This is a genomic window from Sanguibacter sp. 25GB23B1, assembly GCF_040012415.1.
Taxonomy (GTDB): Bacteria; Actinomycetota; Actinomycetes; order Actinomycetales; family Cellulomonadaceae; genus Sanguibacter.
On the sequence record NZ_JBDYKL010000002.1, the window covers coordinates 104,504 to 120,313 of the forward strand.

Annotated in this window: 9 protein-coding genes; 7 read left to right on the plus strand and 2 right to left on the minus strand. The window is 70.4% G+C overall.

Translation table 11 applies throughout. The features are described 5' to 3' along the window. Positions 1-172: 172 nt before the first annotated feature. The 4 genes from mfd (at position 173) to ABKW26_RS01910 (ending at position 8,121) form a co-directional block, all read left to right on the plus strand. Positions 173-3,823: a transcription-repair coupling factor gene (gene mfd, locus ABKW26_RS01895; RefSeq protein ID WP_348590718.1), complete on the plus strand. Its 3,651-nt coding sequence runs from the start codon at positions 173-175 to the stop codon at positions 3,821-3,823. Between the two features lie 411 nt (positions 3,824-4,234). Then, entirely contained in the window at positions 4,235-5,794 is a 1,560-nt protein-coding gene (locus ABKW26_RS01900) for a Re/Si-specific NAD(P)(+) transhydrogenase subunit alpha (protein WP_348590719.1), read from the plus strand. Between the two features lies 1 nt (position 5,795). Further along, a complete protein-coding gene (gene pntB / locus ABKW26_RS01905) occupies positions 5,796-7,214 on the plus strand; it encodes a Re/Si-specific NAD(P)(+) transhydrogenase subunit beta (protein ID WP_348590720.1) in 1,419 nt (472 codons plus the stop codon). Positions 7,215-7,260: 46 nt separating this feature from the next. Further along, positions 7,261-8,121: a formate/nitrite transporter family protein gene (locus ABKW26_RS01910; protein WP_348590721.1), complete on the plus strand. Its 861-nt coding sequence runs from the start codon at positions 7,261-7,263 to the stop codon at positions 8,119-8,121. Positions 8,122-8,214: 93 nt separating this feature from the next. Here the strand turns inward: ABKW26_RS01910 and ABKW26_RS01915 are convergent, their stop codons facing one another. Then, positions 8,215-9,246: a hemolysin family protein gene (locus ABKW26_RS01915; RefSeq protein ID WP_348590722.1), complete on the minus strand. Its 1,032-nt coding sequence runs from the start codon at positions 9,244-9,246 to the stop codon at positions 8,215-8,217. Next, positions 9,243-10,664, minus strand: coding sequence for a hemolysin family protein (locus ABKW26_RS01920; RefSeq protein ID WP_348590723.1), 1,422 nt, complete (start codon positions 10,662-10,664; stop codon positions 9,243-9,245). The genes ABKW26_RS01915 and ABKW26_RS01920 overlap by 4 nt, the downstream gene beginning before the upstream one ends. Before the next feature lie 326 nt (positions 10,665-10,990). Here ABKW26_RS01920 and ABKW26_RS01925 point away from each other — a divergent pair, with 326 nt between their 5' ends. The 3 genes from ABKW26_RS01925 (at position 10,991) to ABKW26_RS01935 (ending at position 15,751) form a co-directional block, all read left to right on the plus strand. Then, entirely contained in the window at positions 10,991-13,159 is a 2,169-nt protein-coding gene (locus ABKW26_RS01925; protein ID WP_348590724.1) for a carbohydrate binding domain-containing protein, read from the plus strand. Between the two features lie 85 nt (positions 13,160-13,244). Then, positions 13,245-13,964: a MazG family protein gene (locus ABKW26_RS01930; RefSeq protein WP_348590725.1), complete on the plus strand. Its 720-nt coding sequence runs from the start codon at positions 13,245-13,247 to the stop codon at positions 13,962-13,964. 140 nt (positions 13,965-14,104) lie between these two features. Further along, positions 14,105-15,751 carry a sugar transferase gene (locus ABKW26_RS01935; RefSeq protein ID WP_348590726.1) on the plus strand — a complete coding sequence of 549 codons (1,647 nt, stop codon included), beginning with the start codon at positions 14,105-14,107 and terminating at the stop codon, positions 15,749-15,751. The last annotated feature ends 59 nt before the right edge of the window (positions 15,752-15,810 follow it).

Below are 15,810 nucleotides of genomic sequence, written 5' to 3' on the forward strand. Positions count from 1 at the left end.
GGGTGGTCCTGCGGGTGGCCCGAGCGGAGCCCGCACGGGCCTCGCTCAGGCTGCTGCCGTGTGCCGGTGTCGGTGTCTCGTCGTAGTGTGGGAGCACAGCCCGGCTCACTCGTGATCCGGGCCCGTCTGCGTCCCCGCACGTGTCGAAGTGCCTGTACCTGTCGAAGGAATCATGAATCTCACGGGAGTCCTCTCTGCCCTCCTCGCCGACGACGGCGCCCGCGCCGCGGTCGAGCGCGTCGCCTCCCGAGGGTTCCTCGACGTCGTCGGTCCGGTCGGCGTGCGGCCGCCGCTGCTCGCGGCGATGGCCGGGTCACGGTCGAGCGACGGCCCCGTGCCCCTGAGCGGCGTGGCAGGCTCGCGACCGCTCGTCGTGGTCACGGCGACCGGCCGCGAGGCGGACGAGCTCGCGAGCGCCTTGCGCTGCTACCTGCCCTACGACGACGTGGCCGTCCTCCCGGCGTGGGAGACGCTGCCGCACGAGCGGCTGTCCCCGCGCTCGGACACGGTCGCGCGACGGCTCGCGGTCTTCCGTCGCCTCGCCCACCCGTCGGCCGACGGCGGCATGACCGGGGAGGTCCGCGTGCTCGTCCTGCCCGTGCGTGCGCTCCTGCAGCCCGTCGTCGAGGGTCTCGGCGACCTCGAGCCCGTGCGGCTGGAGGTGCGCGACCATGCCGACCTCTCTGTCGTGGCGGACCAGCTCGGTGCGGCGGCGTACTCCCGCGTCGACATGGTGGAGCGCCGGGGCGAGTACGCGGTGCGCGGCGGGATCCTCGACGTCTTCCCGCCCATCGAGGAGCACCCGCTGCGCGTGGAGTTCTGGGGCGAGGAGGTCGAGGAGATCCGCTGGTTCGCGGTCGCCGACCAGCGCAGCCTCGAGGTGGCGGACCACGGCGTGTGGGCACCGCCCTGCCGCGAGATGCTGCTCACCGACTCGGTGCGCGACCGCGCCGCGGCGCTCGTCGAGCAGCTACCCGGTGCGGAGGAGATGCTCACGAAGATGGCGGCGGGCATCGCCGTGGAGGGCATGGAGTCCCTCGCACCCGTGCTCGTGGACTCGATGGTCTCGGTCCTCGACCTCGTGTCCGACGACGCGCTCGTCGTCCTCTCCGAGCCGGAGAAGGTCCGGCGCAGGGCGTTCGACCTCGTCGCGACGACCGAGGAGTTTCTCGCGGCGGCCTGGACCGGGGCCGCAGCGGGCGGGACGTCGCCCATCAACCTCGGTGCCGCGTCCTTCGCGACCATCGAGGAGGTGCGGGACATCGCGGCCCGGCGCGGGCTCGGCTGGTGGACCCTGTCCTCCTTCGGCCTCGACGACCCGAGCGCCGGGGACGAGCCCGAGGACGCGACCCCGACCTTCGCGCACATGGACGGTGCTGACACGCTCCGCGTGGCCGCACGCGACGTCGAGAGCTACCGGGGCGACGTCCAGCGCGCGCTCGACGACATCCGCGGGCTCCAGCTGGCCGGCTGGCGCCTCGTCCTCACGACCGAGGGCCACGGCCCGGCTAAGAGGATGGTCGAGCAGCTGAGCGCGGTGGAGACGCCCGCGCGGCTCGTCGGGGAGATCGGCGCGGACCCGGAGGGTGGGGTCGTCCTCGTCACCCCGGCACCGGTCGGTCCCGGCTTCGTGGCACCCGAGCTGCGTCTCGCCGTCTTCTCGGAGTCCGACCTCACCGGGCGCGCAGGCTCCTCGACACGCGACATGCGCAAGATGCCGTCCAAGCGGCGCAACGTCGTCGACCCGCTCCAGCTGCGGACCGGGGACTTCGTCGTCCACGAGCAGCACGGAGTCGGACGGTTCGTCGAGCTCGTGCAGCGCACGCTCGGCGCGGGGGCGAACGCCGCGACGCGCGAGTACCTCGTCATCGAGTACGCCGCGTCGCGCAAGAACCACCCCGGCGATCGCCTCTACGTCCCGACGGACCAGCTCGACCAGGTGACGAAGTACACCGGTGGCGAGTCGCCGTCCCTCAACAAGATGGGCGGCTCGGACTGGGCCAAGACGAAGGGGCGGGCGAAGAAGGCGATCAAGGAGATCGCGAGCGAGCTCATCCGCCTCTACTCGGCACGCATGGCGACGAAGGGTCACGCGTTCTCCACCGACACCCCGTGGCAGCGTGAGCTCGAGGACGCGTTCGCGTACGTCGAGACGCCCGACCAGCTCGCCACGATCGACGAGGTCAAGGGCGACATGGAGAAGACGGTCCCGATGGACCGCCTCGTGTGCGGCGACGTGGGCTACGGCAAGACCGAGATCGCCGTGCGTGCGGCGTTCAAGGCCGTCCAGGACGGCAAGCAGGTCGCCGTCCTCGTGCCGACCACGCTCCTCGTCCAGCAGCACTACGACACGTTCTCCGAGCGGTACGCGGGCTTCCCCGTCGTGGTCAAGGGCCTCTCGCGCTTCCAGACGGACAAGGAGGCGAAGGAGGTCGTCGACGGCCTCGCGGAGGGGACGGTCGACGTCGTCATCGGCACGCACCGCCTGCTCGCCGGCTCGATCCGCTTCAAGGACCTCGGCCTCGTGGTCGTCGACGAGGAGCAGCGCTTCGGCGTCGAGCACAAGGAGAAGCTCAAGCAGCTGCGCACCAACGTCGACGTCCTCGCGATGAGCGCCACGCCCATCCCGCGCACCCTCGAGATGGCCGTGACCGGTATCCGCGAGATGTCGACGCTCGCGACGCCGCCGGAGGAGCGCCACCCGATCCTCACGTACGTCGGCGCGTACGACGAGCGCCAGATCACGGCGGCGATCCGCCGCGAGCTGCTGCGCGAGGGTCAGGTGTTCTACGTGCACAACAAGGTCGAGTCCATCGACCGCACCGCTGCCCGTCTGCACGAGCTCGTGCCCGAGGCCCGGATCGAGGTGGCGCACGGGAAGATGGGCGAGCACCAGCTCGAGCGCGTCATCATGGACTTCTGGGAGAAGAAGTTCGACGTCCTCGTGTGCACGACGATCATCGAGACCGGCCTCGACATCTCCAACGCGAACACGCTCATCCTCGAGCGGGCCGACATGCTCGGGCTCTCCCAGCTGCACCAGCTCCGGGGGCGTGTGGGTCGAGGCCGCGACCGGGCCTACGCGTACTTCCTCTACCCGCCCGAGCGCCCGCTCACCGAGACGGCGCACGACCGCCTCGCGACGATCGCGGCGAACACGGACCTCGGCTCGGGGATGGCGGTCGCGCTCAAGGACCTCGAGATCCGCGGGGCAGGGAACCTCCTCGGAGGTGAGCAGTCCGGGCACATCGCGGGCGTCGGCTTCGACCTCTACATCCGGATGGTGGGGGAGGCCGTGGCCGGCTTCCGCGGCGAGGTCGAGGAGGAGGCGCCCGAGGTCACGATCGAGCTCCCCGTCGACGCGCACCTGCCGCACGACTACATCGCTCACGAGCGTCTGCGCCTCGAGGCGTACCGGAAGATCGCCGCGGCCCAGACCGCCACGGAGCTCGACGACATCCGTGCCGAGCTCGTCGACCGCTACGGCCCGGTGCCGGAGATGGTGGCGAACCTCTTCGACGTCGCCGGGTTCCGCAACCATGCCCGAGCAGCCGGCCTGGCCGACGTCACGTCGCAGGGGAAGTTCGTGCGCTTCGCGCCCGTGGACCTGCCCGAGTCGGCGCAGCTGCGGCTCAAGCGGCTCTACCCCGGCACGCTCCTCAAGCCGGCGACGCGCACGATCCTCGTACCGTTCCCGACGACCGCCCGGATCGGTGGGCGGCCGCTGCGCGGGGCGGAGATCCTCGCGTGGAGCACGGAGCTCATCAACGCGGTCATCACGGGGGACATCGGGGCCGCGGCGACGGTCGGCACCCGGGGCTGAGCCGGCCGGGACATGAGAAGACGACGCGTGCCGCGCAGGGGGGCAGTGGCACGCGCCGTCACAGAGAAGTGTGTCCGTTCACATACCCAGAGTCAACGGGTGGTGAGGATTGTCACCCGGGCGTGACAATTCGCGTCCGGACACGAGGACCGAGGTCCTAGGAAAGCGCTTACCCGTTGTGGGAGAGTGGCTCTGCGCACCTCCTCGACCCGGGTGCCCACCGACCTCGTGCGCTCGGCGAGGACAGGCGGACGACCGGCGAGGGTTCTTGGTCCTGGCAGCGAGGGGCCCGGGCACGCGATCATGGTCCGGGGAACGGGCGCACGACCAGCCCACGACCGAGCGCAGCACACCCGTCCTGGCCGTCGGCGCCGGGGTGGACACTGGAAGCACCATCAACGAGGAGGCTCGATGAGGATCGGCATCCCCCGGGAGACACGTCCCGGGGAACGGCTCGTCGCCGCAACACCCACCACCGTGGCGCAGCTCGTCAAGCTCGGCTACGACGTCGTCGTCGAGGCGGGAGCAGGCGCGCAGGCAAGCTTCCCCGACGTCGCCTACCGTGAGGCCGGTGCCGGCGTCGTCGACGCCGCCACCGCGTGGACGAGCGACGTGGTGACCTGTGTCAACGCCCCCGACGACGCGGGCGTCGCCCAGCTCCGACCGGGTGCCACGGTCGTCGCGATGATGGCCCCTGCGACGCACCCCGAGCTCGTCGCCGCCTTCGCGGAGCGTGGCGTGAGCGCACTCGCGCTCGACGCCGTGCCGCGCATCTCCCGCGCCCAGGCGCTCGACGTCCTCAGCACCATGTCCAACGTCGCCGGGTACCGTGCCGTCATCGAGGCCGCCGAGGCCTACGGCGGCATGTTCACCGGACAGGTGACAGCAGCGGGCAAGACAGCCCCGGCCAAGGTGTTCGTCATCGGTGGCGGTGTCGCCGGCCTCGCCGCGATCGGGGCCGCCGGCAGCCTCGGTGCGCAGGTCCGCGCCTTCGACGTGCGCCCCGAGGCGGGCGAGCAGATCGAGTCCATGGGCGCCGAGTTCGTCCAGGCCCAGGACGCGCAGCAGGACGTCTCCTCGGACGGCTACGCCCAGGAGATGACCGCCGAGCAGGAGCGGCTCACCTCCGTCATGTACGCGGAAGAGAGCGCGAAGGCCGACATCGTCATCACCACCGCGCTCGTCCGTGGCACCGCCCCGCGCACCATCACGGCCTCGATGGTCGCCGCGATGCGACCGGGCAGCGTCGTCGTCGACCTCGCCGCCTCGGGCGGCGGCAACTGCGAGCTCACCGTCCCCGGGTCCACGATCGTCACCGACAACGGCGTGACGATCATCGGGTACACGGACCTCACGAGCCGGCTGCCGAAGCACACCTCCCAGCTCTTCGGCACGAACATCGTCAACCTCATGAAGCTCCTCACCCCGGACGCCGACGGCGAGGTCGTCCTCGACATGGACGACGTGGTGCAGCGGGGGATGACCGTCACGCTCGCGGGTGAGGTCCTCTGGCCGCCGCCGCCCGTGCAGGTCTCGGCCGTCCCGGTCGCCGCGCCGGTCGAGGTCGTCCCGACCGTCGACCCGGCGGTGCGTGCGCTCGAAGAGCGAGAGGCCGCCCGCCGTGCAGGCCAGCGCAAGCTCGCCGGGTACGGGCTCGGTGCGGTCCTCCTCGGCCTGGCGGTCGCGTTCTCGCCGCCCGCGTTCGCCGGGTACTTCACCGTGTTCGTCCTCGCGGTCTTCGTCGGCTACTACGTCATCTCCAACGTGAGCCACTCCCTCCACACGCCGCTCATGGCGCAGACGAACGCCATCTCGGGGATCATCCTCGTCGGTGCGCTCCTGCAGATCGGCAGCGACAGCTGGTGGGTCACGGCTCTCGCGTTCGTCGCGGCGACCGTCGCGAGCATCAACATCTTCGGTGGGTTCCTCGTCGCCTACCGCATGATCTCCATGTTCCGGAAGGACGTCTGACATGACGCTCGCCTCTCTCGCGCAGGCCGTGTACGTCGTCGCGGCCATCCTCTTCATCCTCAGCCTCGCGGGCCTGTCCAAGCAGGCGACCGCCCGGCGCGGTGCCCTCTTCGGCATGACCGGCATGGTCCTCGCCCTCGGCGCGACCGTGGCCCTCAGCCTCGAGAGCTCCGAGCGGTCGGTCCTCGTGACGGCACTGCTCATCGCGCTCGTCTTCATCGTCGGCGCGACGCTCGGCACCTGGCAGGCCCGCCGCGTCGAGATGACGCAGATGCCGGAGATGATCGCGATGCTGCACAGCTTCGTCGGTCTCGCCGCCGTGCTCGTCGGTGTGAACTCCTACCTCACCGAGACGCACGCCGACGCGGTCCACCTCGTCGAGGTGTTCCTCGGGATCTTCATCGGGGCCATCACCTTCACCGGGTCGATCGTCGCCTTCCTCAAGCTCTCGGCGCGCATCAAGTCCTCGCCGCTCATGCTCCCCGGGCGCAACCTGCTCAACCTCGCAGGGCTCCTCGTCAGCGCGGCGCTCATGGCCTGGTTCCTCACGAGCCCGTCGCTCGCGCCGCTGCTCCTGCTCCTCGTCGTGGCTCTCGCGATCGGGTGGCACCTCGTCGCCTCGATCGGCGGTGGCGACATGCCCGTCGTCGTCTCGATGCTCAACTCGTACTCCGGGTGGGCAGCCGCCGCGGCCGGGTTCATGCTGAGCAACAACCTGCTCATCATCGTCGGCGCCCTCGTCGGCTCGTCCGGTGCGATCCTGTCCTACATCATGTGCAAGGCCATGAACCGGTCCTTCGTGTCCGTCATCCTCGGGGGCTTCGGCTCGGACGACGGCGCCCCGGCAGGCGGGAGCGACGACACGGACTACGGCGACCACCGCGAGGTCACGGCCGCCGACGTGGCGGAGATGCTCACGGCCGCCCGGTCCGTCGTCATCACCCCGGGCTACGGCATGGCGGTCGCCAAGGCGCAGTACCCGGTCGCCGACCTCGTCTCGCGCCTGCGCGCCCAGGGCGTCGAGGTCCGCTTCGGTGTCCACCCCGTCGCCGGCCGTCTTCCCGGCCACATGAACGTCCTGCTCGCGGAGGCGAAGGTGCCGTACGACATCGTCCTCGAGATGGACGAGATCAACGACGACCTCGCCGAGACGGACGTGGTGCTCGTCATCGGGGCGAACGACACGGTCAACCCCGCGGCCCTCGACGACCCGTCGTCGCCGATCGCCGGGATGCCGGTCCTCGAGGTGTGGAAGGCGAAGCAGGTCATCGTCTTCAAGAGGTCCATGGCCACCGGCTACGCGGGCGTGCAGAACCCGTTGTTCTTCAAGGAGAACACCGCGATGCTCTTCGGCGACGCCAAGCAGCGCGTCGACGACATCGTCGGCGCCCTGGCGTCGGTCGCGTCCCCGGTGGGATGACCGCTCGGCACGTGGTGAGGCGGGCGGGTCTGCGACCATGAACCCCATGACGCAGGATCCGCACGACCTCTTCCCCGGCAAGCACTTCATCAGCACCGTCCTCGACGCGCTCGACACGAAGACGGAGCTCTCGGGTGCTCTCGCGCGCCGCTACCTGCAGCGCGCGGCGATGGCGGGCATCATCATCGGTGTCCTCTACGCGACGAACTACGCGGTCATCGCGGCGTTCGACGCCGTCGACCTCGGGGAGAGCACGCTGCGCCCGCTCGGCCGGATCGCCGGTGCGCTCGCGTTCGGCTGGGCGCTCGTGTTCATCTACTACTCGAAGTCCGAGCTCCTCACGTCGAACATGATGATCGTGTCGATCGGCGCGTACTACCGCCGGACGAGCTGGTCGAAGGCCCTGCGGATCCTCGGCCTGTGCTTCCTCGGGAACGCGCTCGGCGGGCTGCTCGTCGCGCTCATGATCCGGTTCAGCACCATCACCGAGGGCGTGCCGATGGCCGAGATGGTCGCGTCGGTCGAGCACAAGACGGCATTCATCACCGAGGGTGCGGCCGGCTGGGGCGACCTGCTCGTCCGGGCGATCCTCTGCAACTTCCTCATCAACCTCGCGATGCTCCTCGTGTACAACGGGCGCATCAAGGACGACCTCACGAAGAGCCTCGTCATGATCGTCGCGGTGTTCATGTTCGCGTTCCTCGGGCTCGAGCACTCGGTCGCGAACACGGTGCTCTTCACTGTCGTCGGTCTGAGCGAGGGGGTCGACGTCGGTCTCGCGTCGGCGAACGTCGGCATCGCGCTGTTCGGGAACTTCCTCGGCGGTGGAGTCCTCATCGGGCTCTACTACGCGTACGTCAACGACAGTGCGAAGTACCTCTCCCGCCGTCCGCCGACGGCCGACTGAGCCGCCCGACGCCCTCGGGCACGCGAACGTCCTCGGGCACGCGAACGCCCGCGGTCACGCGACGACGCGTGCCCGCGGGCGGTGCGGGGGCTCTCAGGTCGTCTGGGCGATCGCCTCCTGCGCGGACGTCCGCGGGAAGAGACGACGCAGGACGTCGGCGAGCGTGACGACTCCCCGGAGCTCGTCGCCGTGCGTGATGACCGCGAGGTGGTTGCGCGTCTCGCGCATCGCGGTGAGGGCGGCGTAGACGGGCGTCGCGGCGTCGAGCGTGAAGACGGGACGGACGACCTCTCGCGCTGCCCGGTCGTCGGGCTCGGCGAGCGTGTCCCGGACGTGGACGACGCCGAGGATCGCGTCCGGGTCCCCGACGAGCAGGCGCAGGTGGCCGGTGGCGAGCGTGGCGGCCCGGATGTCGTCCATGGTGCCGTCGGCGTCCACGAACACCGGACGGGCGTCGTGGTCGACGAGGTCGGCGATGGTCAGGCTCTGGAGCTCCAGCGCGCCGGAGAGCTGCGCGAAGTAGGCGGGGTCCAGTGCACCGACGTTCGCGGAGTGCTCCAGCAGGTGTCGCAGGTCGTCCGGGTTCTGGCCGCTGGCGACCTGGTCGGCAGGCTCGACGCCCACACGGCGCAGGCACCAGTTCGCTGACTCGTTGAGCGCCCGCAGGAGCGGTCGGGTGAGCGCCATGAAGGCGCGCATCGGGATCGCCAGGAGGGTGGCCGATCGCTCGGGGTGCGCGATCGCCCAGGACTTCGGTGCCATCTCGCCGACGACGAGGTGCAGGAACGTGACGATGATGAGCGCGAGCGCGAATCCGGCGACGTCGGCGAGCAGCGCCGCGATCCCCCACGACTCGAAGAGCGGGGTGAGCCAGTGGTGCACGGCGGGTTTGGTGACGGCACCGAGCGCCAGGGTGCAGATCGTGATCCCGAGCTGGGACCCGGCGAGCAGGAGCGTGAGCTCGGACGCGCTGCGCAGCGCGGCTCGTGCCGCCCGGCTGTGCGAGGCGGCGTCTTCGAGGCGGTGCCGTTTCGCGGCGAGCAGCGCGAACTCGATGGCGACGAAGAACGCGCTGAGCGCGATGAGGAGGACGGTGACGCTGATGATGATCCAGGGGTTGCTCATCGGCCCGTCTCCTTCGTGTCGGTCGTGGCGTCAGGTGCTTCGGACGCCTCGGGTGCCGTGGTGGGCTTGAGCGCCTCGAGCGGGAGGCTCACGCGCACGAGGGACGGCACGTGCCGGTCGATCTCGAGCACGTCGACGTGCATCGTCACCGTCGGTGGTTCCTCGGCCCGGGCGAGGTCCGCCGGGTCGGGTGGGAGCAGGATGTCGATGCTGGTGCCCGGGGCTGGGAACGAGCCGTGGTGGGCGATGACGAGGCCGGCGATGGTCTCGTAGTCACCGCGCGGCAGGTCGTAGCCGATGGCGCGCTCGACCTCGTCGACGTGCACGTCGCCGGCCATGACCCAGATGCCGTCGTCGGGTGACGGCTCGACGGTGGGTGTCTCGGGATCGTGCTCGTCGGTGATCTCGCCGACGAGCTCTTCGGCGAGGTCTTCGAGGGTGAGGACCCCGGCGAAGCCGCCGTACTCGTCGATGACGCACGCGAGGTGGTTCTGGGTGTCGGCGACCTCACGGAGCGCGTCGGGGAGCGACATCGTCGTGGGGACGACGGTCGCGTCGCGCATGATGGCCGTGATGGGGGCGTCGGCGGAGTGGTGGTGTGCGAGCACGTCGTCGAGGTGGACGATGCCCACCACGCGGTCGTCCTCGTCGAGCACCGGGTATCGCGAGTGGCCGGTGCTCATGAGCGCGCGGACGCCGGCGACGGTGATGTCGGGGTGGATGACGTCGACGCGGGCGCGCGGGATCATGGCGTGCTCGACGTCGCGGTCGGGGAAGTCGAGGATGCGGTCGAGGAGGACGGAGAGCTCGGCGGGCAGGTCGCCGCTGTCTCGGGACTCGGCGACGATGTGCTCGAGGTCGCGTGCTGTGGCGGAGTGCTCGACGTCGTGGACGGGCTCGATCCCGAGGGTCCGCAGGAGCACGTTGGACGCGCGGTCGAACACGGCGATGAGCCAGCCGAAGACGGCGAGGTAGAGCGTGGTGGACCGGGACAGCCACAGCGCGACGGGCTCCGGTCGCGCGATGGCGAGGTTCTTGGGGAAGAGCTCGCCGAAGAGCATCTGCACGACGGTCGAGAAGAGCAGCGCGAGCACGGTGCCGATGGCTATGCCGACCCCGGTGGGCACGCCGACGCCGCCGAGCGCCTCGCCCAGCGACTCGCCGATGAGCGGTTCGGCGACGTAGCCGACGAGCAGGCCGGTCACGGTGATGCCGAGCTGCGCTCCGGACAGCATGAAGGACGTCCGCTTCGTGACGCTCAGGGCGCGCTTGGCGCCGGCGTCACCTGCTGCCGCCCGCGCCCCGAGGCGCGAGCGGTCGACCGCCATGTAGGCGAACTCCTGGGCCACGAAGTAGCCGGTCACGGCGGTGATCGCCAGGACCACGAGCACACCGAGGAGCAGTGTGAGGACCCACATCAGATCGTCCCCCCTGCTGCGGCTCTGTCGGTCTGCTGCGCAAGGGGGTTCGTACTGTCGCCGTCCATCATTCTCCGGATCTCGTGGTGAGGGTCGCACTCTCAACGCGCGTCGGTCCCTGATGGTTCCAGGTGTGCGGACCGCATGTCCGTCAGAAGGCACTCTCGGCGCGCTGCAATCCCTTGCAGCCCTTGCGTGGTTGTTGCAACGCGGATAGTGTCCGTCTTTGTCGCAATTCGCGACGGTGCCACGACGACGTGACACCGAGCCTGCTCGGTCCTCGACCCTTGAGACCGTGCGCGCTCCGCCGACGATGGAGGAACTCGATGACGAGACAGCTCACGGCCGACCCACGCTCGCACGGAGGATCGCCCCGCTGGTCCGCACGCCGATGGTCCATGCAGAGCACAGCGCTGCTCGCAGCGGGCGCGCTAGCAGTTGCAGGACTCCTGGGAGCCGCAGGTCCGTCCGCCCCGGCGGCCGCGGCAGCACCCGCGGCGACGACCGTCCAGTCGGCGGTCGCGTCTCCGGGGCTCGCAGCTGCGGCCCCGACGGTCCCGGGCCGCGGGAACACCGCGGTGAACATGTTCCAGTGGACGTGGAACTCCATCGCGAGCGAGTGCACCACGACGCTCGGACCGGCGGGCTATGCGTACGTCCAGACCTCGCCGCCGCAGGAGCACATCCGCGGTGCAGCCTGGTGGACGTCCTACCAGCCGGTGAGCTACCGGCTCGAGTCCAAGCTCGGCACGCGGACCGAGTTCAAGGCGATGGTCGACGCCTGCGACGCGGCGGGTGTCAAGGTCATCGCGGACACGGTCATCAACCACATGACCGGCGCGGACGTGAGCAGCGGCACCGGCTGGGCGGGGACCCCCTACGGCATCGAGAGCTTCCCCGGTCCTGACGGCGGCTACGGCCCGAACGACTTCAACGACTGCAAGACCAACATCTCGAACTACGCCGACCGCTACCAGGTGCAGAACTGCCGCCTCGTCTCGCTGCAAGATCTCCGGACCGGCTCGGACTACGTCCGCACCGAGATCGCGGCCTACCTCAACGACATGATCAGCCTCGGCGTCGCGGGCTTCCGCATCGACGCCGCGAAGCACATCCCCGCAGCCGACCTCGAGGCGATCAAGAGCAAGCTCACCAACCCGAACGTCTTCTGGGTGCACGAGGTCATCGGCGCAGCGGGAGAGCCCGTCCAGCCGTCCGAGTACCTCGGCAGCGGCGACTCCCACGAGTTCAACTACGCCCGCACGCTCAAGAGCCGCTTCGACGGCCGCATCGCCGACCTCAGGACCGTCTCGAACGGTCTGCTCGCGTCCGACCGTGCCGGGGTCTTCGTCGACAACCACGACACCGAGCGCAACGGCGAGACCATGAACTACACGTGGGGAGCGAAGTACAAGCTCGCCAACGTCTTCATGCTCGCCCACCCGTACGGCTGGCCGTCGGTCTACTCGGGCTACACCTTCACCGACAAGGACGCGGGTGCGCCGCAGCAGGGTGACGGACAGGTGATCGACGCGAGCTGCTCGAACACCGCGACGTGGACCTGCGCGCACCGCTGGCCGGAGATCAAGAACATGGTCGGGTTCCGGACGGCGGTCGGCACCGAGGCCGTGACGAGCTGGTGGGACAACGGTGCGAACCAGATCGCGTTCGGTCGCGGGTCCAAGGGTTACGTCGCGATCAACAACGAGGCGAGCGCCGTCACGCGCACGTTCCAGTCCTCGCTGCCCGCAGGCACGTACTGCGACGTCGTGGCCGGTGACGGGTGTGCCAAGACGGTCTCGGTGAACGGCTCCGGCCAGCTGACGGCGACCGTCCCGGCATACGGAGCGCTCGCGCTGCACGTGGGGGCGCTCAGCGGGGGGCCCGTCGAGCCGGGCGACCCCGACCCGGTGACGAACCAGACGGTCTACTACTCCACGAACAAGGGGTGGTCCGGCTACAACGTCCACTACCAGGTGGGCTCCGGCGCCTGGACCGCTGTGCCGGGCCGAGCGATGTCGGCGGCGTGCACGGGCTGGGTCTCGACGACGATCGCCACCGGTGGTGCGACGGTGACCGCGGTGTTCACGAACGGCTCGGGCACCTGGGACAACAACGGGTCGGCGAACTACACGCTCAGCGGCACGACGGCCGTGGTCAAGGACGGGGCCGTCACGACGACGAACCCGTGCTCCGCGACGACGCCGTCGACGAACCAGACGATCTACTACTCCACGACCAAGGGGTGGTCGGCCTACAACGTGCACTACAAGGTGGGCACGGGTGGGTGGACGGTCGTGCCGGGCAAGGCGATGTCGGCGGCCTGCACCGGCTGGGTGTCGACGACCGTCGCGACGGCGGGCGCGACCGTCACGGCCGCGTTCACCGACGGTTCGGGTACCTGGGACAACAACGGGTCGGCGAACTACACGCTCAGCGGCACGACGGCCGTGGTCAAGGACGGGACGGTGAGCACGGTCGACCCCTGCGCCTGACCCAGCGGCGCGCGCCACGACGGCGGCCGGGACCGTTCCGACGGGTCCGGCCGCCGTCCTGCGTCCCGCGTGATTCGATGGGTCGATGCACCGCACCGTCAGCGTCCCCGACCACGCCCACCCGCTCGACGAGCTCGTCGAGGTCATGGACCGGCTCCGGTCACCGGGAGGGTGCCCGTGGGACGCGGCGCAGACCCACGCGTCGCTCGCGAAGCACACGCTCGAGGAGGCCTACGAGCTCGTCGAGACGATCGAGGCCGACGACCGCGCCGGGATGCGTGAGGAGCTCGGCGACCTCTTGCTCCAGGTCGTCTTCAACGCGAGGGTCGCCCAGGAGCACGAGGGCGAGCCGTTCGGGATCGACGACGTCGCCCGCGACCTCACGGCCAAGCTCGTCCGTCGCCACCCGCACGTGTTCGCCGACGAGTCGTACGTCGACGACGCCGGCCTGACGGCCCGCTGGGACGCGATCAAGCAGCAGGAGAAGTCCCGGACGTCGTGCCTCGACGGGATCCCCCTCGCGCAGGGTGCTCTGTCGCGTGCACAGAAGGTCCTGTCGCGTGCCGGGCGCGCGGGCCTGCTGCCGGACCCGCCGGCGGCCCCGGTCGGGGGAGCCGTCGGCGGCGACGCCGCCGCGGTCGGAGCGGCGCTGCTCGGACTCGTACGGCACGCCCAGGAGGTCGGCGTCGATGCCGAGGGTGCCTTGCGTGCCGCGTCACGCGAGCTGGAGGCGCAGGTCAGGGCGGCTGAGGTGGGCAGTCGTGCGCCGCTCGGGGCGAGTGCGGGTGAGGAGGGGGTGACGTGACGGGCTAGCCCCCGCGCCCGTCTCCTGGCCCGGGGTGATTCTGGTGTGATCTGTCCGAAAAGCCCTGGCGCGGCGCACGGGTCGCGATTCTACGATCGGCACGTGTCCAGCCCCAGGGTCCTTCGTCCGAGGTGCCGGTGATGACGAGCTCATCCCGGCACCGTCTGCGACGCCTGCTCCCCGAGCACCGGCCCGCTACCCTCGTCGCGGGCGCCCAGGCCATGTTCCCGGTCTCGCTCCTGGCACCCACCCCCGCCGACGCCGACGCCGACCGTCCCGCCGAGCCCGACGACTCCGCCGTGGCGGCCGGGAGCGCGGTCGAGGACGGCCCGTCGGGGACCGTCCGTTCTGTCGCTGCGGGAGCAGAGGCCGTCGAGTGGGCGCGCCTGCACCGGCTGCGGCTCGCGATACTCGACGCGGTCCTCGTCGGGGTGGCGCTCACCGTCGCGTTCGTCGCCCGCGTGGCGCTCGGGTTTCCCGGGGACGACAGGGTCGTCCCCACGACGTCCTACGTCCTCATCACGCTCGTCCTCGGTCCCGCCTGGTTGTTCGCCCTGACGCTGGAGAAGTCGCGCGACCGGCGGATCGTCGGGATCGGCCTCACCGAGTACCGGCGGGTGTTCCAGGGGACGTGGAAGTTCTTCGCGATGGTCGCGGTCATCTCCTACCTCGTGCGCTTCGACCTCGCCCGCGGGTACGTCGCGCTGGCCATGCCGGTCGGCATGGCGCTCCTCCTCGCCGGCCGGTACCGCGCCCGCGTCTGGCTGCGTCGTCACCGCGAAGCGGGGGAGTGCATGTCGCCTCTCGTCGTCGCCGGGTCGAGGACGGGGACCGAGGACCTCATCACCGAGCTCGCCGCCAACCCGAGTGCCGGGTACGTGGTGGTCGGCGCCTGCATCCCCGACGGTGACCGGTGCCTCGGCGAGCTCGTCGCAGGCGTCCCCATCCTCGGCGACGTCCTCGACGTCCCGGCTGCAGTCCGGGCGACGGGTGCCAAGAGCGTCGCGGTCGGCGGGTGCGACTCGCTCACGGCGAGCGTCGTGCAGAACCTCGGCTGGGAGCTCGAGACCACGGGCACGGAGCTCATCGTCGCCCCCGGGCTCGTCGACGTCGCCGGACCGCGGGTCGTCATGAGCCCCGCCGAGGGGCTCTCGCTCGTGCACGTGGACGCAGCGAGCTTCTCCGGGGTGAAGTACCTCGTGAAGTCGAGCCTCGACTGGCTGCTCGCTCTCGTGGCGCTCGTCCTCCTGGCCCTGCCGCTGACCGTCGTGGCCGTGGCCGTCAAGGCGACGAGCGCGGGTCCCGTGTTCTACCGGCAGGAGCGCATCGGGCTCGACGGGCGGCCGTTCATGATGCTCAAGTTCCGGTCGATGCGCGTCGGTGCCGACAAGGAGGTCGCCGTCCTCGCGGACCGCAACGAGGCTGCCGGCCCGCTCTTCAAGATCCACGACGACCCCCGCGTGACGCCCCTCGGCAGGTACATGCGCCGCTACAGCGTCGACGAGCTCCCGCAGTTCCTCAACGTCCTGCGCGGAGACATGAGCCTCGTGGGGCCGCGGCCCCAGCTTCCCTGCGAGGTCGCGCAGTACGACGGTCACGCGGCGCGCAGGCTGCGTGTCAAGCCCGGCATCACGGGGCCGTGGCAGGTGAGCGGGCGGTCCGACCTCGAGTGGAAGGTGGGGCTGCGCAAGGACGTCTACTACACCGAGAACTGGACCGTCCTCAGCGACTTCCTCATCCTGGCTCGCACGCTCAAGGCGGTCACGGCGCACAAGGGCGCGTACTGAGGAGCTGTTCGTCTGCTGTCCACCGACCGTAGGTCGAACATCCCGACCGCCCCGCGGCG